This window comes from Serratia sp. JKS000199, assembly GCF_900215455.1.
Taxonomy (GTDB): domain Bacteria; phylum Pseudomonadota; class Gammaproteobacteria; order Enterobacterales; family Enterobacteriaceae; genus Serratia; species Serratia ureilytica.
Window position 1 is genome coordinate 258,629 of the sequence record NZ_LT907843.1, and the last position, 20,184, is coordinate 278,812.

The following is a 20,184-nucleotide window of genomic DNA, read 5'->3' on the forward strand; positions in this document are numbered from 1 at the left end:
GCCACGCCCGTGGCCGGCCGCGATCCTAACGCCGTGCAACCGGGTTGGCAACGTAATAAACTTCATGTTGTTGGTTAAAAATTGTCGAAAGATTGTTGAAAACGTCGGCGACGAATTAAAAAGCAAGAGTCGGCGTGTTTCGCCAACGGCCCGTCACTATGCTGGTTAACATCGAAACCGCAGTGAGGAACGGATGATGAAAAACGTAATCGACAGCGCCGATCCGCGCTGGCTGGCGATTGTCAGCCGCGACAAGCACGCCGACGGCCGCTTTATCTACGCGGTGAAAACCACCGGCGTGTATTGCTCGCCTTCCTGCCCGTCACGCCAACCGAATCGGCAAAACGTGGAGCTGTTTGACGACGCGGAGCAGGCGGAGGCGGCCGGCTATCGGCCCTGTAAACGCTGCCGGCAGGGGCTGACGCCGCTGACGGAACAGCATGCGCGGCAGATAGCTGAGGCCTGCCGCTATATCGAGCAGGCGGAAAAAGCGCCGTCGCTGCAGACGCTGGCGCGCCACGTCGGGTTGAGCCAATACCATTTCCACCGGCTGTTCAAAGCGATCACCGGCCTGACGCCGAAAGGCTACGCCGACGCGCAGCGCAGCCAACGCTTACGCGCCGGTCTTACGCAGCGGGAAACGGTGACCGACGCGATCTTCGACGCCGGTTATGGCGCCAACGGCCGCTTCTACCAGCAGGCCAACGCCGCGTTGGGCATGACGCCGAAGGCCTATCGGGCGGGCGGCAAAGGCATGCGCATCCATTTCGCCGTCGGGCGCTGTTCGCTGGGCGAGATCCTGGCGGCCCAGAGCGAGGTGGGCATCTGCGCCATTCTGCTGGGGAACGATGCGCAGCAGCTGGTGCAGGATCTGCAGGACAAATTCCCCAACGCCGAGCTGATCGGCGGCGACGCGCAGTATGAAGCGCTGATGGCGCAGGTGGTGGGCCTGATTGAAGCGCCGGAGAACGGGTTGGCGCTGCCGCTGGATATTCGCGGCACCGCGTTTCAACAGCGGGTCTGGCGGGCGCTGCAGGCGATACCGGTCGGCGAAACCGTCAGCTATGCCGATATCGCTCGGCGCATTGGGGCGCCCAAAGCGGTGCGCGCGGTAGCCGGCGCCTGCGCCGCCAACATGCTGGCGGTGGCGATCCCCTGCCACCGGGTGGTGCGCAACGACGGCACGCTGTCCGGCTACCGCTGGGGCGTCGATCGCAAGAAAGCGTTGCTGGAAAAAGAGGCGCAGCGATGAGCGGCGCGCTGGTGACCCGGCTGGCCGAATTGGACTGGGCGGCAATTGAACGTGAACTCGATGCGCAGGGCTGCGTGCGTCTGCCGGGCGTGCTCAGCCAAGAGCTGTGCCGCGAGCTGGCGGCGCTCTACCCGCAGGATGCGCACTTCCGCAGCCGCATCGTGATGGCGAAGCACGGTTTTGGCCGCGGCGAATACCGCTATTTCGCCTATCCGTTGCCGCCGCCGGTGGCCGAAGCGCGCGGCCTGATGTATGCGCGGCTGGCGCCGGTGGCCAACCGCTGGAACGCCTTATTGGGCCTGACGGCGCGCTATCCCGCCGAACATGAGGTTTACCTGGCCGAATGCCACCGGGCCGGCCAACGGCGACCGACGCCGCTGCTGTTGCGCTACGAAACGGGGGATTACAACTGCCTGCATCAGGATCTGTACGGCGAGCGGGTATTTCCGCTGCAGGTGGCGTTTTTGCTCTCCGCCCCCGAACGGGATTTCACCGGCGGCGAATTCGTGCTGACCGAACAGCGGCCGCGGATGCAGAGCCGGCCGGAGGTGGTGCCGCTGCAGCAGGGCGATGCAGTAGTGTTCGCCGTGCATCACCGGCCGGTAGCGGGAGTGAAAGGCTACTATCGGGTCAATCTGCGCCACGGCGTCAGCCGGATACGCACCGGCCAACGCCACACGCTGGGGGTAATCTTTCACGACGCGCTATAGCTTGCGCGCCAGCAGGGTGGCGAAGCGCAGCGAGATGCGGTTGCCGGCGGCGTCGGTTTTGTGCAGTTGGCCGACGTCTTCGTTGTATTTGAGGATCTCCCAGTCGCGATAATAATGCTTCAGCTCACCCGGGCTGAAGGTGAACGGGAACGGCAGCGGGCAGGGATAATCCTCGGTATCCATCGCCGCCACGATCAGGTTATGGCCGCCGCGCACGGTGCTGTCCTGCATGTCTTGCACGATATGCGGGATCTGCTGCCGTTCGAGGAACATCAAGACCACGGTGGACAGGATAAAGTCGTATTCGCCGCTGAAGCGGTGGGTGTTGAGATCCTGCACCCCGGCGCTCAGGCGGGTTAATTGCTCGGCGTCGACGATCTGGTTGAGGCGGGCTATCGACGGCGCATGCTTGTCCCAGGCGGTGACATCGAAACCTTTCAGATTGAGGTAGAGCGAATTGCGCCCGCCGCCGCAGCCCAGATCCAGCGCCTTGCCCGGCGCGATGCGCGCCGCCGCCTCAACCACTTCGGAGTGAGTGCGCGTCAGTTCGTATTTCTTGTGGTAGTAATCTTCCGGCGTGCAGTAAAACGCCAGCCGGCAGGTCATGTCGTCCGAAAAGGAAACGATGCGATGCCACTGTTGGGGGGCGATAAACGGCGGCTGGCTTTCAGGGCTGAACTGCCAGGTCTCGGTGGTGGCGCCGTCTTCGGTCATCATGGCGAACGTCAGGCTGCCGCTCAGCACGGTGAGCTTCGCCCAGGTGCCGCTCTGGGTGTTGTGGCGCTGACGAAAGGCTTCCGGCAGCGTTTCGCTGTTCCATTCCGGCAGGGTTTTATAGCAAAGCAACTGCTGCTCCATAGGGGGCTCCTCTGGCTAGGCAAGCAAAGTGATTTATATGATGTATATAAAATACATCTTTATCGATCGTTTGAACATAGCAGCCTGAAGGAAAGGCGCGGGGAGATCTTTATACTGGATTGTGCGCGGCGGCTGGGCTAATTTCAGTGCTGTTCATGTCATCACGTTCAGGGAAAAGATGCCGATACGCCGTTTATGCCACCCGAAGCCCCTCCGTTTGCTGAGCCTGGCCGCGCTGCTGGCGCTGGCGGGCTGTACCAGCAAAACTACCACCACGGCGCCGGCGGCGCGCCCTGCCGACGTTAAAGCCCGACTGATGACGCTGATCCCGGCCAACGCCGGCGATCGTCAGGGCTGGGCTACCGATATTACCGCCGCCTTTGCCGCGCAGGGCATCGAGCCGAGCGATGAGAACCTGTGTTCGGTGCTGGCGGTGACCGAACAAGAGTCGACGTTCCAGGCTAACCCGCAGGTGCCGGGGCTGCCGAAGATCGCCTGGAAAGAGATCGACCGCCGCGCCGATCAGATGCACATCCCTAACTTTTTGGTGCATACCGCGTTGAAGATCTCGTCGTCGAACGGCCAGAGCTACAGCGAGCGCCTGGATAAGGTGCGCACCGAAAAGGATCTGAGCGATATCTTCGATGACATGATCGACCGCGTGCCGATGGGGCAGAAGCTGTTCGGTCATTTGAACCCGGTTCATACCGGAGGCCCGATGCAGGTGAGCGTCGCCTTCGCCGAGGCGCATGCCAAAGGGTATCCTTATCCGGTTGACGGTTCGATTCGGCGCGAAGTCTTCAGCCGACGCGGCGGCATGTACTTCGGCATTATGCATTTGCTGGGGTACCCGGCCGACTATAGCCGGCCAATCTACCGCTTCGCCGACTTCAACGCCGGCTGGTATGCCAGCCGCAACGCGGCGTTCCAAAACGCGGTCAGCCGGGCGAGCGCCATTCCGCTGGCGCTGGACGGCGATCTGATCGACTTTGGCAGCGACAAGCCCGGCTCCACCGAGCTGGCGGTGCGCACGCTCGGCAAGCGCCTGAACATGAGCGACAGCGCCATTCGCCGGGCGCTGGAGAAAGGCGACACGGCCGGCTTTGCCGATACCGACCTGTATAAGAAGGTCTATGCGCTGGCGGGCGGCAAGCTGCCGCGCGAGATGCTGCCGGGCATCCAACTGGAAAGCCCGAAAATCACCCGTAAGTTGACTACCGCCTGGTTCGCCAAGCGGGTGGATGAACGCCGCCAGCGCTGCATGGCGCGCGCCGGCGGTTAACCCTAAAGAAAACGCCGCCGGTGGCCTGAGCCACCGGCGGCGCGATCGCGCATCAGGCGCTGCGGCGCGGGTTGGTCAGGCCGAAGTTAAAGCTGTTGCAACGGTTGCAGAACTCTTTCATCACCGGCGGCGTGTCCATCATCGGCACTTTCACCTCGATAAACGCCAGCCTATCCTGCCGCGAGGCGTGTTCCAGGGCCATTTCCAGCTGTTGCGTGGTTTCCACCGCCACGCTGAACGGCTGCGATCGAGTATTCAGCACCGCCGGCAGTTTGGCGTAGTCCCACGGGCTGATGTCGTTGTAGGACGAGCTTTCGCCGAGGATATAGCGTTCGATGGTGTAGCCGTCGTTATTGATCAGGAAGATGATCGGCTTTTGCTCGCAGCGCAGCAGGGTGGACACTTCCTGCGCGGTCAACTGGAAAGAGCCGTCGCCGATGAACAGCAGGTGGCGGCGTTCAGGGGCCGCCATCAGGGTGCCGAGCAGCGCCGGCAGGGTATAGCCGATTGAGCCCCAAATCGGTTGGTTGACCACCTTGACGCCGTCCGGCATGCGCATGCCGCCGATGGCCGCGCCGGAGGTGCCGTTTTCCACCACCACCACGTCATCCGCCCGGATGAAGCGTTGGATGCGCCGCCACAGATAGGCCTGGTCGATAGGCGCGTCGCTCGGCGTCGCCAGCTTCTCATGTGGGCTGGCCAACGGCGCCAGGGGCTGCGCCGGCGCGTCTTCGCTCAGATCCAACAGCGCCTGCAGCAGATCCGCCGTCGACACCGCCGGGTAGGAGGTGTTGCCCAGCTTCATTGAGAACGGTTGGATGTCCACCTGAGCGGCGGCGGGAATGTGCTGGGAGAAATAGCCGGTGGTGGAATCCACCAAACGCACGCCGAAGCTCAGCACGCAGTCCGAGTGGGCCATGTGTTCATACAGTTCGGGGCGCGACAGATTGCCGCTGTAGCCGCCCATCCAACCGGCGGTGTTTTCCGGGATAATGCATTTGGCGGTGGGCATATTGGTCAGCGGAATGGCGAAGCGGTGAGCGACCGCGATGACCAACTGCTGCAACTGGTAGCGATCCACCATTTGATCGACCAACATGATTGGGCGCTGTGCGCGTTTGATTTTGGTTAACAGCGCCATCGCCGCTAATTGCACATTGTATTTATCGCTGGCCGGTAATTGCGGTGCCGTCGTCGCCGCGGCGATTTCAATTTCCACATCGCAAATATCCGACGGCAGCTGTAAATACACCGGTTTCTTCTCTATCCAGGCGCGGGAAATAACGCGTGGGATTTCTTGTGCGGCATTTTCCGGCGTAATCAAGGCTTGCGCAACGGTGAATTGTTTAAAGCAGTTCATGACGTTGTCGAAATTGCCATCGCCCAGGGTATGGTGCAACAGCTGGTGATTTTTCATCGCATGCAGCGGCGGCGTGCCGGCGATGCAGATAACCGGCGAAGATTCGGCATAGGCCCCGGCGATGCCGGACAGCGCGGCCAGATCGCCGACGCCGTAGGTGACGATCAGCGCGCCGGCGCCTTTCATGCGGGCGTAACCGTCGGCGGCGTAGGAGGCGTTCAATTCATTGCAGTTGCCGACAAACGCCAGCCGCTCGTCGTTTTCCAGCAGCTCCAGCAGGCTGAGATTATAGTCGCCGGGCACGCCGTAAATACGATCGACGTTCAGGGCGTGAAGCTGTTGCAGAATGAATGACCCGATAGTTATTTTCATTGATTGCTCCGAATTATTTATCTTTATTTTGTCAGGCGAAAATCAGCAAAAATAAATTGCTGGCGATGTTGTGTCGTTAGCATTAACAGTTATTTAAAGTGTCGGCTTGTTCAAGACAGGCGTGGCAGCCGATGAATAGGCGGTTTGTATTCGGCGCTTTACGCGATTGAATAATGTATAAATAGTGTGGTTATTATGCAGGAGGACGGTGCGGTATTTTTCCCTGGCGGTATATCGACAGAAAAATGGCGGCGTATTGGCATTTATCATGATGCAGAGCGAATCATCCGGTACTTTTGACGCCGCGTTAAATCCCATCGGGTGGCGTAACGCTCTTTTGCTGGTAAAGAAAGGCAGAAGCCGGCGCAAAGGGGCATTTTGGTGATCCACCGCACGCTTATTTCATGAAACCATCGCGTAACCAATCAAAAACAAAAAATTAACAATGTCGCTTTTTTATTCGCGTCGTGTTGTCAGTTTTATTTTACGGGGCTGCAATGCGCGCCGCCTCGGGCCGGCGTAAACAAGCGTCGTTACGAGCGCTAATATAACGTGGCGACCATCACATTCCTTGGGGCCGATACGTAAACTTTTCTCTACGTGCGCCTGGATGGCGTATACCTACCAAAGGGCCTGCGTCCCAGCGGGGCTCGTCTGAGGGGGAAATAGCCATGAAAAGCTATCGACATGTGCTGGTGCTGATCCACGACGAGCGTGATGGGTTGCCGTTGCTGCGCCAAACGGCGGCGATGGTGCATGGGCTGCCTGTCGCCATCACCGTCGGCCACCTGAACGCCGACTATGCCGAGCTGGAGTACGGCAGCGATGCGTTAATCAAGGATCGCCAGGCGCAGGAGGTGATCGCCGCCAAGGCGATGCTGAGCCGGCTGGTGCGCGCCGTCGATGCGCCGGTGGCGGTGAAGCAGATCGTTACCATTCGCCGCTTTAAGGACGTGAGCGATTTTATTCACCAGGCCGGCATCGATTTGGTGGTGGTCGGGCACCAAAACCGCCTGTTTGGCCTTTATTCCTCGTATTCTCTGGCGTTCGTGAACCGCCTCGATGTCGATGTGTTGGTCAAGCACCTGGCCCGCGAGTGGCGAACGACAAAGCGGACTTTTCCCACGGTTTTGCCGTCCGAAAGGCGCTAACATGCAGATGTCGGTGCAACCCGTTATAAACCAATGCGAATTTTCCGATGCTAAGCTTAACCAAGGCGAAACGGGCGTTGGATAAATTGGATACAGCTTGATCTTGCCTGGGCTATCGGTAAAAATCTTCGGCCGTATTTTTACAGGAGCTTTACCATGTTTCTCAAACGGACTCTGTTGGCATGTTCTCTGGCGTTGATATTTCCTGCACTGCCTTCTTACGCTGAGGTTAGTACAGAAAGTGGCAATACCGCGCAGGCCGAAAAACCGGGTCTATGGCAGCGCTTTACCCATAACGTGTCGGAGACCTGGAACAATTCGCCGAACCACGATCTCTATATTCCGGCCATCACCTGGCATAACCGTTGGACTTACGATGACGAACATATCGATAAGTACAACGAGCGCCCGTGGGGCGCCGGTTATGGCATCTCCCGCTACGACAGCGACGGTGACTGGCACGGCATCTACATCATGGCGTTCAAGGATTCCTTCAACAAGTGGGAGCCGATCGGCGGCTACGCCTACGAGAAGATCTGGCGTCCGTTGGATGACAAGGATTTCCGCCTGGGGCTGGGTTTCACCGCCAGCGTCACCGCGCGCGATAACTGGAAATATATCCCTATCCCGGCGCCGCTGCCGCTGGCTTCTATCGGCTATCAGCGGCTGACGTTCCAGGCGACCTACATTCCCGGCACCTATAACAACGGCAACGTGTTCTTCGCCTGGCTGCGCTGGCAGTTCTAAACTTCCTGAATTCCGAAAAACGGCGCGGCGGCGAGATAAAAGGAACTTGTCGCCGCAGGCGGCGTCGGAGAGGTATCCCGGCGCGCTGCGCCGATTGCATGCCGTTCTTACAGGAGTTTTATCACTATGATCACCAAACATCGTTTACTGCTGGCTTTGGCGCTGTCCGCGACCCTGGCCAGCGGCGCCACCCAGGCCGCCGGTCTGATGGATTCTCTCAACAGCGCGGCGGGCGAACTGAGCAAGTCTGGCGGCGAAAGCGGCGGCGGCATGTCGCTCTCCTCGTTGACCGGCCTGCTGAACGGCGGCGACAAGGCGTTAAGCTCCAGCAGCATGACCAACGCCGCCGGCATCCTGCAGTACTGTGTGAAAAACAACGTGCTGTCGGCTAACGGCGCCGAAGGGGTGAAAGATCAGTTGCTCAGCAAACTGGGCATCACCAGCACCGAAAACGCCAAGAGCCAGGATTATCAGCAGGGTCTGGGCGGCTTGCTGCAGACCGGTGAAGGTAAGAGCCTGGATCTCAACAGCCTGGGCACCTCGCAGATCACCGAGAAGGTGAAACAAAAAGCCTGCGATCTGGTGCTGAAACAGGGCAAATCCTTTATTTCATGATCAACCCACGGCGGAGCGTTCCGCCGTGGGTATTTTGCATAAGCTGGAAAAATGAAAAAAACGTTGATGCTTTCCCTGCTGGCAGGGATGACGATGTTGCAGGGGTGTTCCGTGAAATCCAACGATGCGCCGCCACCGCCGCAGGTGAAACCGATCGGCATGGCGAACCCGGCCGACGTGTATTGCACCAAAATCGGCGGTAAGCTGAACGCCAAAGAAAACGCGGCGGGCCAGTATTCGACCTGTACGCTGCCGAATGGGCAGGAAATTGAAAGTTGGGAGCTGTTCCGCCGCGATCATCCGGTTAAAAAGTAACCTTTTGCGGCGCCGGTGACTCTGCCCGGCGCCCGATCAGAATTGCCGATCGCCTATCGGCTGCAGCTGCAGGCTGCCGTCCTTTTGCAGCGATAACGGTATGCGCCAATCGCTCCGTTTATCCAGGTTGAACGGCCTGGAGCGGAACATGCAGCCGGTCTTGATGTTCTTGATTTTCATCACGTGTTCCGCATCCGCATTCATTTTAACCTCGAAGCTGCCGGCGGCCGGAATAAAGACTTCCGCCAGCTGCTGCGGCGCGGCGGGCGTTTCCATTTTGACCAACACCGCGAAATCGTTGCCTTGATTGTCCAGCGTCAGCCGATGCAGGCCGGTTGCGGGCAGGCCGGTCGGCTGATGCAGATAGCCGGCTGACGCGGGCCAGGGTTGCCCGGCATTATCGTGCAGCGGCCCGCCGCATTGCTCACGTGCTTCGCGCTGCGGCATTTCGCGCTTGATGGCGCGGTTGTAATCGGTGGGGGCGGCGAGGCTGAATTCGTCGTCATACTGGTGGGTGAGCAGATAGCGCTTGACGCCGAGCACCCCGAGGGCGACCAGCATGAAGAACAGAAATACCCTCAGGCGATTTTTAAAAATCAGCCCAAACAGCTTCCCGGGTAATTGAAACAGCCACCTTGCGATCGTCAATAACATCGTTTTCCCTTTACGCCCAAGCCGTTACGTCTGCGGTAACTTCGCTTGCCTCAGTATAGCCAAAGCGTTGCCACCGGGCGGCATGCGCCATGAAATTCCTGTTTTTTTATCCTAAACCTTCTTCCAACAGCAACAGCAGCAGGAAGCCGGCAAAGAACATCGCGGCGGCGAACGGGGTTTCCTTTCCGCCTTCATGCGCTTCGACCAGCAGCTCTTCGGTCACCAGGTAGAGCAGGGCGATCAGGCCAAAGGCCAGAAAGGCGGTCAGCCAAAATGCGCCCAGCATGGCCACCGGCGCCCCCAGCAGGCCGCCGATGGGCAACAGCAGCGCCAGGCCGACTATCGCCGCCATGACGCGCAGCCGCCTGCCGAGAAAGTCTTGCAAATCGCCGACGATCGACAATCCCAGGAACAGCACTTCCAGCGTTAACGCCAGCGTCAACAGCAGGCCGGCTTTGGCGCCGGCCGCGAAGGCAATGCCCAGCACCAGCCCATCGATAAAGATATCGACGCCGACCGCGGCGATAAAACCGACCGGCCCCTGCGCTTTTTCGCCCAGCCGCCGAACCAGCAACATTAACAGCACCCCCACAGCGCCGCCCAGCAACACGGCCACAGGCGACTGCTGTTTGAGATCGGGCAAGATTTCGGTGGCGGCGGCGGCGAACACGATGCCAGCGGTAAAGTGATGGATGACGCGCATCGCGGCGTCGCCGGGGCGGCGATAGAGCGCCACCGCTGCGCCGACGACGGTGGCTGCGGCGGGAAACAGCGTATAAAGCACGGCGGAAGTCATCGCGTCATAATCCCTTATCTGTGATGTCACTTTCAGTCTAGACGAGCGCCGCCGCTTGAGTGTTGCCAAAAAAGTGTTTGTTCGATTATGTACGTTTGTGTACATTTATGATCACTTTAGCATCACCGGATTGACATGATGTCCAAACTGTTACCGAATGAGCGCCATCAGGCCATTCTCGACACGCTCCGCCAACAGGGGCGAGTGCTGGCTCTGGAGATGGCGCAGCGGCTGAATACCACCGAAGCGACCATCCGCCGCGATCTGCGTCAGCTGGCGGCGCAAAATCTGTGCAAACGCATCTATGGCGGTGCGCTGGCGCCGACGCCGGCCGAAGGCCCCGTTGCGGCGCGCATTGCCCTCAGCGGTGATGAGAAGCTGGCGCTGGCGCAGACCGCGCTGGGGGTGATCGGCGAAGAACAGCTGATCTTCCTCGATGCCGGCAGCACCCACCTGTATCTGGCGGATCTGTTGCCGCGCGATCGGCGTTTGACGGTGGTAACCAATGCGTTGAGCATCGCCGGCAAAATGCTGGAACGGCCGGGGATCCGCACCATCCTGATCGGCGGCGAACTGGATGCGCAGGTCGGCGGCTGCGTGGACGCCAAGGCGGCGGAAGAGATCGACGGATTTCATTTCGATCTGGTGTTCACCGGCATTTGCGCCTACGACCCGGCCGGCGGCTTCTCCGCGTTGAGTTACCAGGACGCCACGTTCAAAAAGCGGTTGCTGACGCGCGCCGGCAGCGTGGCGGTGCTGTGCACCCGCGACAAACTCAATACCTACGCCCCCTACCCCTTCCTGCCCGCCGGGCGGGTGGATCATCTGGTGACGGCGCGCGGCGCGCACCCGCAGCTTGAGCAGCAGGTGGCGCAGGGCGGCGGCCAGATCTGGCACAGCGATTTATCGACCGGAGAATGATGATGAAAATAGCCCATGTTGCCCTGTGGACCCGTGACATCGACGCGCAGCTGGCGTTCTGGCAGCGCTATTTCAACGGTGAAGCGGGAGAGGAGTACGTCAGCCGCAATCGGCCGGGGTTCGTTTCCCGCTTCGTCAGCCTGGCGGCCGGGCCAACGCTGGAGATCATGCGCGTGCCGACGTTGCTGCCGGCGCAGGCGCAGGAGGAGCGGGTGGGCTGGGCGCACATCGCGCTGTCGCTGGGGGATGAGCGGCAGGTCGATCGGTTGGCGCAGCGCGCACGGCAGGAGGGCATCTTGCTGTCCGCGCCACGCTGGACCGGCGACGGCTTCTACGAGGCGGTCATTCGCGATCCGGACGGCAACGCGATCGAAATCACCGCCTGATTACTCTTCTTCAATGCTGGCGAACTGCTCACCCAGATAGTCGAGCAGCAGCCGCACCGCCGGCAGCAGGCCGCGGCGCGACGGGTAGACCGCGTGCACCACGCCGCCCTGCGGCTGCCAGCCAGGCAACAGTTGCACCAGCTCGCCGCGCAGCATGTCGTCGCGCATCATCATCGCCGGCAGTTGTACGATGCCGGCGCCGGCGATGGCGGCGGTGCGCAGCATCAGCATGTCGTCGGTGACCAGCCGCGGCGAGTGCTCCCACTCCACGCGTTCACCCTGCGGGCCGGTCAGCCGCCATTGGTGCTGGCCGCGCGCCGGGCCGAGATCGAGCGTCGGGTATTTACGCAGGTCTTCCGGCGTTTGCGCCGGCCCGAGGGTGCGCACCAGCGCCGGGCTGGCGGCGACGCACCAGGTGCGCTGCGCGAGGATCTTCAGCACCAGATCGCTGTCCTCCAGCGGCGGCGGCCGCACGCGGATCGCCAGATCCAACCCTTCCCCCACCACGTCCACCCGGCGGTTGGTGGCCTCCAGATGCACCGTCACCTTGGGATAATCGGCCATAAAGGCTGCCACCATGCTGCCGACGCGAGTGTGCAGGATCGCCACCGGGCAGGACATGCGCACCGTGCCGCAGGGCTCGGCGCGCGTCTGTTCGATCGCCTGCTGCGCGGCTTCCGCTTCCACCAGCATCGCCTTGCAGTGCGCGTAATAGGTTTGGCCGAGTTCGGTCACCGAGAAGCGCCGCGTCGAGCGCTGGATCAGGCGCACGCCCAACCGCTCTTCCAGCAGCGCCACGCGGCGGCTGAGTTTGGATTTGGGAATGCCCAGCGCCCGGCCGGCGGGGGCGAATCCCTGGTGATCGACCACGCTGGCGAAGAAAAACAGGTCGTTCAGATCGGTCAGCATCGCATCCCTTATCGTTCTACCAGTAGAACGCTGAGTGTACATCTTGCCTACTACTGCAGCAAACCCCGGCGGATTAAACTTCTGACATCAACTTAAGGCCGTGAGGTCTGAAACGGGAGTTCAAGATGAAAAAAATCCTCGGTATTCACAACAGCCCGGAAGCACATTGGGTCGGTAACGGTTTCCTGGTGAATTCGCTGTTCTCTTATAACGATTTGGGAGCGGAAATGAGCCCGTTCCTGCTGCTGGATCACGCAGCGCCAACCAAATTCCGCTCCGCCTCCGGCACCCGTGGCGTGGGTCAACACCCGCATCGCGGGTTTGAAACGGTGACCATCGTCTATCAGGGCGAAGTGGAACACCGCGACTCGACCGGCAGCGGCGGGGTGATTGGCCCCGGCGACGTCCAGTGGATGACCGCCGCCTCCGGCATTCTGCACGAAGAGTTCCATTCGCGGGACTTCTCGCGCAAGGGCGGCACCATGGAAATGGTGCAGCTGTGGGTCAACCTGCCGGCCAAGGACAAAATGGCCGAGCCGGGCTATCAGACGCTGCTGAACGCCGATATTCCGGTGGTTCCTCTGGCGGACGGCGCAGGGCAGGTGCGGGTGATCGCCGGTGACTTTGGCGGCCACGCCGGCCCGGCGCGCACCTTCAGCCCGCTTAACGTGTGGGACATGAAGCTGAATGCCGGCCATACCACCACGCTGACGGTGAAAGAAGGCCATACGCTGGCGCTGGTGATGCTGCACGGCGCGATCCTGGTTAACGGCGAAGACGTGGTGCGCGAAACCCAAATGGTGCGTTTCGACCGGGCGGGGGATTCGATCACCATCGAAGCCAACAACGACGTCGCGCTGTTGGTGCTGAGCGGCGAACCGATCGATGAGCCTATCGTCGGCTACGGCCCGTTCGTCATGAACAGCGACGCGGAAATCCAGCAGGCGTTCCGCGATTTCAACAGCGGCAAGTTCGGCAGCATGAACGCCGAAGCGAGCGCCGGTTGAACCTTGGCGCCTGGGGCGGACAGTGTTCCCCGGCTCAGGCGCTACACTTAAACCTCAACGCCCCGCCCTGCGGCGGGGCGTTTCATCCGCAACATCAACCCCACAGGAGTAAAACCATGACTGCAAATTACAAGCGCCTCGACAAAGACCAGGCCGCCGTATTGCTGGTGGATCATCAGGCAGGGCTGCTTTCGCTGGTGCGTGATATCGATCCCGATCGGTTTAAAAACAACGTGCTGGCGCTGGGTGATTTAGCGAAGTACTTCAACCTGCCGACCATTCTTACCACCAGTTTCGAAAACGGCCCCAATGGCCCGCTGGTGCCCGAACTGAAAGCCCAATTCCCCGATGCTCCCTTCATTCCTCGCCCTGGCCAGATCAACGCCTGGGACAACGACGATTTCGTCAAGGCGGTAAAAGCCACCGGCCGCAAGCAGCTGATCATCGCCGGCGTAGTGACCGAAGTGTGCGTGGCATTCCCGGCGCTGTCGGCGCTCAATGAAGGTTTCGAGGTCTTTGTGGTGACCGACGCCTCTGGCACCTTCAATGAGCTGACGCGTCAGTCGGCCTGGAGCCGCATGGAGGCCGCCGGCGCGCAGCTGATGACCTGGTTCGGCGTCGCCTGCGAGCTGCACCGCGACTGGCGCAACGACATCGAAGGCCTGGGCACGCTGTTCTCCAACCATATCCCGGACTACCGCAATCTGATGACCAGCTACAACACGCTGACGAACGGCAAGTAACGCGATAGATGGGCAGTATTTGCTGCCCATCATTTGTATTTGGATTCTGTATAAATATCAGTACCAGCAATGGTTCACTCGCTATAAATTCCCATCTTTTAATACTTCTCTCTTTTTTTATTGTGATCGACTTTAGGTCTTTTTGTTCCCATTTTGATTAAGGCTATTTGTTCTGCTATATAACTAATAATTAATGCTAATTCTATTAAATATTGACGGAGTTCTATTTAAGAGCCCCGCTTTGTTGCAAGAAAAGCGCTTTTGAACGTGTAATTTAAGACTACAGCGATTTAACACAGCAGAGGGATGATTGATGAATGCATTCAGAGATAAGCTTAAGGCCCATGTTCTTCATGTGGCCTCGGTAGGTCAGCATTGCAATACTGAGGAAACGACTAAGCAGGCATTAATTTTGCCGTTATTAGAAACCCTAGGCTTTCATCCATATGATCCTACTAAGGTGAAGGCAGAGTATGGTGCTGATTTTCCAGGTGTTAAGGTGGGTGAGCGCGTTGATTACGCCCTTTTTTGCCATGCGGTTCCCGTCATGTTCATCGAGGCGAAGTCCTTCAATCAAAATTTGTCAAATCATAGCCCCCAGCTATCTCGCTATTTTAATGCGACACCGGAGGTTACGGTTTCTGCAATAACCAATGGGAAAGAATGGCGATTTTTCACCGATCTGAAAGATAAAAACATCATGGATGATACACCATTCTTGAAGATAGATTTTAATAATCTAAACGATTCTGATATTGATCAGCTCTATCGATTTAGGCACGACCAATTTCAGCCGGAAGCGCTGCGGACATTAGCTGAAGAAAGCATCTATCTGACTTCATTTACAAAAACTATCAGCGCCAGTCTTCGAGATGTTGATTCTGATTTTGTTCGCTATGTAGCAAGTCGCTCTAACGTTCAGCGTCAGCTAAACCAACGATTTTTGGACACAATAACGCCATTGGTTCGTTTGGCTGTTGAAAAAGCGGTGAGTGCGATGGTCGTTTCTGGTCTGTCAGTGACGTCGGAAAATGTTGTAGCGTCTGAGTCACCAGATGAAGGTGAAGCGCAAAACAGACCGGATCCGCTCGCCCCGATCGTTGATCCCGATAATAGTAAAATAGTGACGACCTTTGCAGAAAGGTGCTTGTTTGACAATGTGGCGATGATCTTGGGCACTGAGGCAGAGCTGATTGCGAAAGACACGGAAAGCTATTACAGCATCCTCTTTCAAGGGAAGACGACGCGATGGGTTCTGCGCTATTTCGACAATAAGCAACGTCCAACCATTTTGCTTCCGCTTGAGATAGACGAGGCCAGACAGGCTGAGATAACTCGCGCCGGCCTGGAGTTGGCTGCAGGGGGGCATATCATTATCGACCGTCCGGAAAATATTTTGCGGCTAACGGGTTTGATCGTTGATTCTTACCAATATTGTATTAATGACGAAAACTTTAGGCAGAAGAGAAAAGATAAGCAGGAAAGTTAGTCCATACCCACTTTAAGCCGTTGATTGGCAAAAGAACATGAAGAGCTTTCCACGCAGGGCGGCATGTGTCGTGCGGAAAGTGGGAAAGATCGGAATGCTTACCAAATCTTCTGTTTTCATCACGTTAGACGCGGGATGTAAGCAAAGCGCAGCGGGGCGAAAAGGTAGCGAAAAGCGGCTTTCTCATGGGCCGGGGGCGGGGTAGCGTAATCCCGAACCCGGCAAATGAGGCTAATTCAATGAAACAAGCAATCAAGATCCTGGCGCTGCCCTGCATGGGCATGGCGCTGTTGTTCAGCGCGAGCGCGATGTCTGCCCCCGAGGCGCCTGCGGCCAAAGCGTTGCCGCCTGTGGCGGATGAACCGATGCGCATGCCGCCTTTCCCGGGCGGGCACCCGCCCAAGCCGGGGTTCTGCCGCGGCGGTGAGCTGTTCTGCGCCACCTCGGCCAGCGACAATCCGGTGGAAACCATCAACAAACTGACGGCGGTGATCCCGGCGGGCAGCGCCAAACATTACGAAGTGCGCGTCGCGGTGGTGGCGGTGCCTGACGCACCGCCCGGGCCTTAACACGCCCCGTCATCCCGCTCTGGCCTGGGCGCACCAGGCGCGTTAGGCTAAGGCGAGCATTTTTCGGGAGGCGGGATGACCCCTTTATCACAGCTGCCTTATCTGCAGCCCGGCGATCGCGCGTTGTTGTTCGACGACGAATGCAACCTGTGTCATGGGCTGGTGAGATACCTTGTTCGCGCCGATCGGCAGCGGCGCATTCTGTTGGCGACGGTGCAATCCGTCGAAGGGCAGGCAATCCTGCAGGCGCTGGGATTGCCGACCGACCGTTTCGATTCCGTGGTCTATGTGGAACAGGGGCGCTGTTGGCTGCGTTCGGCGGCGTTGTTTCGGGCGCTGCGCCAAGTGGGATGGCCGTACCGCGCGCTGGCGCTGGCGCGTTGCTTGCCGCCGCGACTGGCGGACAAGATCTACGATGCGGTCGCCGGCAATCGCTACCGGCTGTTTGGCCGCAACGACGGCAGCGGCCTGCCGGGTGCCGACCAGCCCGGGCGCTATCTGCCTCGGCGGCGGGAGCCGCCGGCCTGAGCTTTACGCTTCTTTACCATCCAACCGCTTGAAATATCAGCACTCCAGCTCCATATAATGGGTCATTCAGCCAACAAGGAGCGCGTATGGGAATCAGTGAAGAAGAGCACATCCGCCGTTTGACCCAAGAGAAAAACGACATGGGCAATACGGCGAAATGGGTGGCGATCGTTTCCGCCGTCTACTTTGCCTTGATGGTGTTTTATGGCCATCCAACCGGCGTATTGGCGATGTCGGGCGCGGTATTCATTGTCTCTACCGCCACCTGGTTGAAAAAGCGCCAGAAGGTCAAATCTTACCGCATGGCGTTGGCCAAAATCAGCGACGATCAGCCCTGATAGTCGCAGCGCTTTAGCGTATACACCAGGCTCGGCGCCGCGCCGGGCACGTCATCCAGCGTATCCACCCGCTGCATGCCGATCTTTTCCAGCACTCGCCACGACGCCTGATTCTCCGCACGCACAATGGCGGAAATCTCCTCCAGCGCCAATCCGGCAAAACCGTATTGCAGCGATGCCCGCGCCATCTCGGTGGCCAATCCCATGCCCCAGACGCGAGTATCGAAGCGATAGCCGAGGTTCACGGTGCGCTGCGCCCCGAGCGGTTTCCGGGACAATCCGCCAAAGCCGATAATCCAATCCGGCCGTTCGCGCAGAGCGATCGCCCAGGAACCGTAACCCTGTTGTTGCCACCCGGAAATCCTCTCTTGCAGCGCCGATGCGGCCTGCGCTTCGCTGGTGAGTGGGCCGGCGGGATTGAAACGCTGCGTTTGCGGATCGCCGAAGATGGCGTAGAAACGCGCGAGATCCGCCATCACCGGTGGGCGCATCTGCAGGCGTTCACTGAAGAAAGGGGTGGAAGGATTAAAGCTTGTCATCGTTTCTCTCTGCTGGATAAATGAACAGCGTTCACTGTAGACCAGATTGGCGAAACGGGAAATCCCCCTCTGCGGGTGAGAGGGGGCGAAGGGAATTACAGGAAGGAGTCGTCGTCGTCGCTGTAATCGTCGTCGGCGTAGTCCGTGTCGTCCTGATAGTTGGCGTTCTGGAAGCCGTTGTCCTGGTTGAGGAAGCTGCCGCTATCGCCGTTGTTGAAGGTATCCAGGTTGTTGGAGGCGTCGAAATTGCGCATTGCGCTGTCGTCCAGCGGCGCCGGGGTTTCCTCGATAATATTTACGATTTCCTGTGGTTGTGAATGGCGGAACATGCCGGTCAGCATGTCGGCCAATACTACGCCGCCGGCGACGCCCGCCGCCGTTTGCAAGGCGCCTCCCAGGAAGCCGCCGGCGCGTGAAGGCGCCGCCTGCTGCGGTGGGGCATAGGCCGGTTGCTGCGGCTGCTGCGCGTTGTTCCAGGCCGCCGTATTTTGCTGCTGCGCCTGATACTGTTCGCGCGGGCTTGGCGTACTGCGGCTGCCGCCGCCGAACAGGCCGGCCAGGAAGCCGCCGCTGCTCTGCTGGCCGTTGGCGGTTTGCTGCAGCTGCGCCACCTGGGCCTCCAGCTCTTTGACCCGCTGATCCATCTGCTTGAGCGCCGCTTCCTGAATAATCATCGCCTGCGCCATGTAATAAGGGGCGGAAGGCTGCTCGCGAATATGCTGGTTGATTTGCTGCTCTGCCTGGAGATCCCGTGGGCCCGTCTTGGTCTCGGCTTCTTTCAGGCGGCCAAACAGACCATCGATAAGGCGTTGTTCTTCGGATTGCATAGGAGTACCTCAGGAGATAAATAACGGTGCTGGATGATCACTATCATCGGTATCAATTACCCTAGCGCGTTTACATGAACCAATAAATAAATGGCGGGTAAACCTGCCTATGAATTTGTTACCAATTGCGGCAGCGGGATCAGCATCACCAGCTTCAGACCGGCGTGCTCCGCCGGATGGAAGGTGAGTTGGCGATAGCGCAGCGCGCCTCGCTGAGGATGCTCGAACGCTCTTTCGCCGCCTTCGCGCGCCATGACGTCATGTTGCTTCCACCAGTGATTAAAGTCCGCGCTGTTGTGCGTCATGTTGCGCACGAAGGCACGCATCTCTTCGGTATTTTGATGATGGCTGGTCTCGGCGCGAAACTCGGCCACCACGCGGCGCGCGCGCTCTTCCCAATCGCTGACCAGCGTTTTCGCCAACGGGTGGAAGAACATGAAGTGCAGCAGGTTGGGGCTGTTGGCCACATCCAGCCAGCCGCTGAACAGCGCCGCCGCCTGCGGGTTCCAGGCGACGACGTTCCAGCTCACGTCCAGCAGATAGCAGGGCACCGTCATCTGATGCACGCTTTGCAGCACCGCGTCATTGGCGGTTTCGCGGTGCGCTTCCTGCTCGGGGTCGGCGATACGCGCCAGGGTAAACAGGTAGTGGCGTTCGGCCGGGCCGAGCCGCAGCGCTTTGGCGATGCGCGCCAGCGTGAAAGGGGAAATGGACACCTCGCGGCCCTGTTCGATCCAGGTATACCAGGTGGCGCTGATGCCGCTGATTTGCGCCAGCTCTTCGCGTCGCAGGCCGCTGGTGCGGCGGCGCGAAGAGCTGGGCAGGCCGATCATTTCCGGCGTGATGCGTTCGCGGTGCGCGCGCAGAAACGCGCCGAGGGCTTTTGGCCCGGATAAGGCTTCTGATGACATAGCATGGTACCTATTTATACCAGGATAACTGCTCATATTGTACCCGTATAGTAGCCTGATTATAGTAGCCGAAAGCCTTCAGGCACAGGCGCAAGCCGGATAATAACAGGAGCAAACATGAGCAACAGCAACAGCCATAACAATGCGGTAGACCGGCAGTTCGGCGAGCAGGCCAACGCCTATTTAACCAGCGCGGTGCATGCGCAGGGCAAGGATTTGCAACGTCTGGCGCGGTTACTGGCGCCGCACGCCGAAGCGCGCCTGCTCGATCTGGGCTGCGGCGCCGGGCATGCCAGCTTCACCGCGGCGGCCAGCGTAGCGCAGGTGGTGGCCTACGATCTGTCGGCGCAAATGTTGGCGGTGGTGAAGCAGGCGGCGGCGGAAAAAGGCCTGAACAACATTCATCAGCAGCAGGGCGTGGCGGAATCTTTGCCGTTTGAGGACGCCAGCTTCGATCTGGTCATCAGCCGCTATTCGGCGCACCACTGGCGCGATGTCGGCCAGGCGCTGCGCGAGGTCAGGCGGGTACTCAAACCGGGCGGCAGCGCGATCTTTATGGACGTGGTCTCGCCGGGGCACCCGCTGCTGGATATCTACCTGCAAACCGTGGAAGTGCTGCGCGACACCTCGCACGTGCGCAACTATGCGCCGGGCGAGTGGCTGACGTTGCTGACCGAGGCCGGGCTGGTGGTACGCGAGGTGACGGCGGATCGATTGACGCTGGAGTTCGGCAGTTGGGTGGCGCGTATGCGCACGCCGGCGCATTTCGTCACCGCGATCCGCGCGCTGCAGCAAAGTGTGTCGCAGGAGGTGGCGGAGCATTTCGCCATCCAGCCGGACGGCTCCTTTACCAGCGATATCATGATGTTTGAAGTGACGAAGGGCTGAAAGCAACGGGGCAGCCG

At 59.5% G+C, this 20,184-nt stretch carries 24 protein-coding genes; 16 read left to right on the plus strand and 8 right to left on the minus strand.

The genetic code is table 11. The features are described from left to right. Positions 1–196: 196 nt before the first annotated feature. The gene (gene ada / locus CPH57_RS01275; protein WP_096241935.1) at positions 197–1,252 is read left to right on the plus strand and encodes a bifunctional DNA-binding transcriptional regulator/O6-methylguanine-DNA methyltransferase Ada; all 1,056 of its coding nucleotides are present in this window, start codon (positions 197–199) and stop codon (positions 1,250–1,252) included. Further along, positions 1,249–1,962, plus strand: coding sequence for a 2OG-Fe(II) oxygenase (locus CPH57_RS01280; protein WP_096241936.1), 714 nt, complete (start codon positions 1,249–1,251; stop codon positions 1,960–1,962). Before ada ends, CPH57_RS01280 begins: the two co-directional genes overlap by 4 nt. Here CPH57_RS01280 and tehB read toward each other — a convergent pair. After that, entirely contained in the window at positions 1,957–2,820 is an 864-nt protein-coding gene (tehB, locus tag CPH57_RS01285) for an SAM-dependent methyltransferase TehB (RefSeq protein ID WP_033642002.1), read from the minus strand. The two genes, CPH57_RS01280 and tehB, sit on opposite strands and share 6 nt — an antisense overlap. 178 nt (positions 2,821–2,998) lie before the next feature. On the opposite strand from tehB, the gene CPH57_RS01290 reads away from it, so the two are divergent. Further along, on the plus strand, positions 2,999–4,102 hold the full coding sequence (locus tag CPH57_RS01290; protein WP_060659900.1) for a DUF1615 domain-containing protein: 1,104 nt from the start codon (positions 2,999–3,001) through the stop codon (positions 4,100–4,102). A 52-nt stretch (positions 4,103–4,154) separates the two neighbouring features. Here CPH57_RS01290 and CPH57_RS01295 read toward each other — a convergent pair whose 3' ends face one another. Next, the gene (locus tag CPH57_RS01295) at positions 4,155–5,834 is read right to left on the minus strand and encodes an alpha-keto acid decarboxylase family protein (protein WP_089194335.1); all 1,680 of its coding nucleotides are present in this window, start codon (positions 5,832–5,834) and stop codon (positions 4,155–4,157) included. A gap of 671 nt (positions 5,835–6,505) precedes the next feature. Between CPH57_RS01295 and CPH57_RS01300 the strand changes: the two genes are divergently transcribed. From CPH57_RS01300 to CPH57_RS01315, 4 genes are all read left to right on the plus strand, one after another. Further along, complete coding sequence (locus CPH57_RS01300; protein ID WP_096241937.1) at positions 6,506–6,985, plus strand: universal stress protein; 480 nt, start codon at positions 6,506–6,508, stop codon at positions 6,983–6,985. A 156-nt stretch (positions 6,986–7,141) separates the two neighbouring features. Then, positions 7,142–7,732, plus strand: a complete 591-nt coding sequence (gene pagP / locus CPH57_RS01305) for a lipid IV(A) palmitoyltransferase PagP (protein WP_033642007.1) — start codon at positions 7,142–7,144, stop codon at positions 7,730–7,732. A gap of 126 nt (positions 7,733–7,858) precedes the next feature. Then, positions 7,859–8,347: a DUF2501 domain-containing protein gene (locus CPH57_RS01310; protein ID WP_033651046.1), complete on the plus strand. Its 489-nt coding sequence runs from the start codon at positions 7,859–7,861 to the stop codon at positions 8,345–8,347. A 51-nt stretch (positions 8,348–8,398) separates the two neighbouring features. Continuing rightward, positions 8,399–8,662 (plus strand): DUF333 domain-containing protein, encoded by a 264-nt coding sequence (locus CPH57_RS01315; protein WP_019454261.1) that lies wholly within the window; start codon positions 8,399–8,401, stop codon positions 8,660–8,662. A 36-nt stretch (positions 8,663–8,698) separates the two neighbouring features. Here CPH57_RS01315 and CPH57_RS01320 read toward each other — a convergent pair whose 3' ends face one another. Both CPH57_RS01320 and CPH57_RS01325 read right to left on the minus strand, forming a co-directional pair. Next, positions 8,699–9,316, minus strand: coding sequence for a hypothetical protein (locus CPH57_RS01320; RefSeq protein ID WP_046688326.1), 618 nt, complete (start codon positions 9,314–9,316; stop codon positions 8,699–8,701). A 106-nt stretch (positions 9,317–9,422) separates the two neighbouring features. Further along, on the minus strand, positions 9,423–10,112 hold the full coding sequence (locus CPH57_RS01325) for a hypothetical protein (protein WP_033642010.1): 690 nt from the start codon (positions 10,110–10,112) through the stop codon (positions 9,423–9,425). A gap of 138 nt (positions 10,113–10,250) precedes the next feature. On the opposite strand from CPH57_RS01325, the gene CPH57_RS01330 reads away from it, so the two are divergent. Beyond that, a complete protein-coding gene (locus CPH57_RS01330) occupies positions 10,251–11,033 on the plus strand; it encodes a DeoR/GlpR family DNA-binding transcription regulator (RefSeq protein WP_033642011.1) in 783 nt (260 codons plus the stop codon). A gap of 2 nt (positions 11,034–11,035) precedes the next feature. Then, positions 11,036–11,419 (plus strand): VOC family protein, encoded by a 384-nt coding sequence (locus tag CPH57_RS01335; RefSeq protein ID WP_033642012.1) that lies wholly within the window; start codon positions 11,036–11,038, stop codon positions 11,417–11,419. Here the strand turns inward: CPH57_RS01335 and CPH57_RS01340 are convergent, their stop codons facing one another. Then, positions 11,420–12,328, minus strand: coding sequence for a LysR family transcriptional regulator (locus CPH57_RS01340; protein ID WP_096241938.1), 909 nt, complete (start codon positions 12,326–12,328; stop codon positions 11,420–11,422). 125 nt (positions 12,329–12,453) lie between these two features. Here CPH57_RS01340 and CPH57_RS01345 point away from each other — a divergent pair, with 125 nt between their 5' ends. From CPH57_RS01345 to CPH57_RS01370, 6 genes are all read left to right on the plus strand, one after another. Then, on the plus strand, positions 12,454–13,335 hold the full coding sequence (locus CPH57_RS01345) for a pirin family protein (protein ID WP_016928920.1): 882 nt from the start codon (positions 12,454–12,456) through the stop codon (positions 13,333–13,335). Between the two features lie 116 nt (positions 13,336–13,451). After that, complete coding sequence (gene ycaC, locus CPH57_RS01350; protein WP_004928476.1) at positions 13,452–14,078, plus strand: isochorismate family cysteine hydrolase YcaC; 627 nt, start codon at positions 13,452–13,454, stop codon at positions 14,076–14,078. Between the two features lie 313 nt (positions 14,079–14,391). Continuing rightward, entirely contained in the window at positions 14,392–15,567 is a 1,176-nt protein-coding gene (locus CPH57_RS01355) for a type I restriction endonuclease (protein ID WP_033651051.1), read from the plus strand. Positions 15,568–15,806: 239 nt separating this feature from the next. Next, positions 15,807–16,136 carry a hypothetical protein gene (locus CPH57_RS01360; RefSeq protein WP_042783760.1) on the plus strand — a complete coding sequence of 110 codons (330 nt, stop codon included), beginning with the start codon at positions 15,807–15,809 and terminating at the stop codon, positions 16,134–16,136. 75 nt (positions 16,137–16,211) lie between these two features. Then, the gene (locus CPH57_RS01365; protein ID WP_096241939.1) at positions 16,212–16,664 is read left to right on the plus strand and encodes a thiol-disulfide oxidoreductase DCC family protein; all 453 of its coding nucleotides are present in this window, start codon (positions 16,212–16,214) and stop codon (positions 16,662–16,664) included. Between the two features lie 86 nt (positions 16,665–16,750). Further along, positions 16,751–17,002, plus strand: a complete 252-nt coding sequence (locus tag CPH57_RS01370; protein ID WP_033642017.1) for a hypothetical protein — start codon at positions 16,751–16,753, stop codon at positions 17,000–17,002. Here the strand turns inward: CPH57_RS01370 and CPH57_RS01375 are convergent. The 3 genes from CPH57_RS01375 to CPH57_RS01385 form a co-directional block, all read right to left on the minus strand. After that, positions 16,993–17,541 (minus strand): GNAT family N-acetyltransferase, encoded by a 549-nt coding sequence (locus CPH57_RS01375; RefSeq protein ID WP_046688330.1) that lies wholly within the window; start codon positions 17,539–17,541, stop codon positions 16,993–16,995. The genes CPH57_RS01370 and CPH57_RS01375 overlap by 10 nt on opposite strands. Positions 17,542–17,636: 95 nt before the next feature. After that, positions 17,637–18,368 (minus strand): DUF2076 domain-containing protein, encoded by a 732-nt coding sequence (locus CPH57_RS01380; RefSeq protein WP_096241940.1) that lies wholly within the window; start codon positions 18,366–18,368, stop codon positions 17,637–17,639. Positions 18,369–18,475: 107 nt separating this feature from the next. Then, entirely contained in the window at positions 18,476–19,279 is an 804-nt protein-coding gene (locus tag CPH57_RS01385; protein WP_033642020.1) for a helix-turn-helix transcriptional regulator, read from the minus strand. A 117-nt stretch (positions 19,280–19,396) separates the two neighbouring features. Here CPH57_RS01385 and CPH57_RS01390 point away from each other — a divergent pair, with 117 nt between their 5' ends. Further along, the gene (locus CPH57_RS01390; RefSeq protein WP_089194338.1) at positions 19,397–20,167 is read left to right on the plus strand and encodes a class I SAM-dependent methyltransferase; all 771 of its coding nucleotides are present in this window, start codon (positions 19,397–19,399) and stop codon (positions 20,165–20,167) included. Positions 20,168–20,184: the final 17 nt, after the last annotated feature.

Coding starts and splice junctions, on each gene's coding strand:
- CPH57_RS01280 (WP_096241936.1), top strand. CDS start 1,249: ATGAGCGGCGCGCTGGTGACCCGGCTGGCCGAATTGGACTGGGCGGCA.
- CPH57_RS01290 (WP_060659900.1), top strand. CDS start 2,999: ATGCCGATACGCCGTTTATGCCACCCGAAGCCCCTCCGTTTGCTGAGC.
- CPH57_RS01375 (WP_046688330.1), bottom strand. CDS start 17,541: ATGACAAGCTTTAATCCTTCCACCCCTTTCTTCAGTGAACGCCTGCAG.
- CPH57_RS01390 (WP_089194338.1), top strand. CDS start 19,397: ATGAGCAACAGCAACAGCCATAACAATGCGGTAGACCGGCAGTTCGGC.
- CPH57_RS01365 (WP_096241939.1), top strand. CDS start 16,212: ATGACCCCTTTATCACAGCTGCCTTATCTGCAGCCCGGCGATCGCGCG.
- CPH57_RS01300 (WP_096241937.1), top strand. CDS start 6,506: ATGAAAAGCTATCGACATGTGCTGGTGCTGATCCACGACGAGCGTGAT.
- CPH57_RS01295 (WP_089194335.1), bottom strand. CDS start 5,834: ATGAAAATAACTATCGGGTCATTCATTCTGCAACAGCTTCACGCCCTG.
- CPH57_RS01360 (WP_042783760.1), top strand. CDS start 15,807: ATGAAACAAGCAATCAAGATCCTGGCGCTGCCCTGCATGGGCATGGCG.
- CPH57_RS01345 (WP_016928920.1), top strand. CDS start 12,454: ATGAAAAAAATCCTCGGTATTCACAACAGCCCGGAAGCACATTGGGTC.
- CPH57_RS01380 (WP_096241940.1), bottom strand. CDS start 18,368: ATGCAATCCGAAGAACAACGCCTTATCGATGGTCTGTTTGGCCGCCTG.
- CPH57_RS01320 (WP_046688326.1), bottom strand. CDS start 9,316: ATGTTATTGACGATCGCAAGGTGGCTGTTTCAATTACCCGGGAAGCTG.
- tehB (WP_033642002.1), bottom strand. CDS start 2,820: ATGGAGCAGCAGTTGCTTTGCTATAAAACCCTGCCGGAATGGAACAGC.
- CPH57_RS01325 (WP_033642010.1), bottom strand. CDS start 10,112: ATGACTTCCGCCGTGCTTTATACGCTGTTTCCCGCCGCAGCCACCGTC.
- CPH57_RS01385 (WP_033642020.1), bottom strand. CDS start 19,279: ATGTCATCAGAAGCCTTATCCGGGCCAAAAGCCCTCGGCGCGTTTCTG.
- ada (WP_096241935.1), top strand. CDS start 197: ATGAAAAACGTAATCGACAGCGCCGATCCGCGCTGGCTGGCGATTGTC.
- pagP (WP_033642007.1), top strand. CDS start 7,142: ATGTTTCTCAAACGGACTCTGTTGGCATGTTCTCTGGCGTTGATATTT.
- CPH57_RS01335 (WP_033642012.1), top strand. CDS start 11,036: ATGAAAATAGCCCATGTTGCCCTGTGGACCCGTGACATCGACGCGCAG.
- CPH57_RS01330 (WP_033642011.1), top strand. CDS start 10,251: ATGTCCAAACTGTTACCGAATGAGCGCCATCAGGCCATTCTCGACACG.
- ycaC (WP_004928476.1), top strand. CDS start 13,452: ATGACTGCAAATTACAAGCGCCTCGACAAAGACCAGGCCGCCGTATTG.
- CPH57_RS01370 (WP_033642017.1), top strand. CDS start 16,751: ATGGGAATCAGTGAAGAAGAGCACATCCGCCGTTTGACCCAAGAGAAA.
- CPH57_RS01340 (WP_096241938.1), bottom strand. CDS start 12,328: ATGCTGACCGATCTGAACGACCTGTTTTTCTTCGCCAGCGTGGTCGAT.
- CPH57_RS01355 (WP_033651051.1), top strand. CDS start 14,392: ATGAATGCATTCAGAGATAAGCTTAAGGCCCATGTTCTTCATGTGGCC.
- CPH57_RS01315 (WP_019454261.1), top strand. CDS start 8,399: ATGAAAAAAACGTTGATGCTTTCCCTGCTGGCAGGGATGACGATGTTG.
- CPH57_RS01310 (WP_033651046.1), top strand. CDS start 7,859: ATGATCACCAAACATCGTTTACTGCTGGCTTTGGCGCTGTCCGCGACC.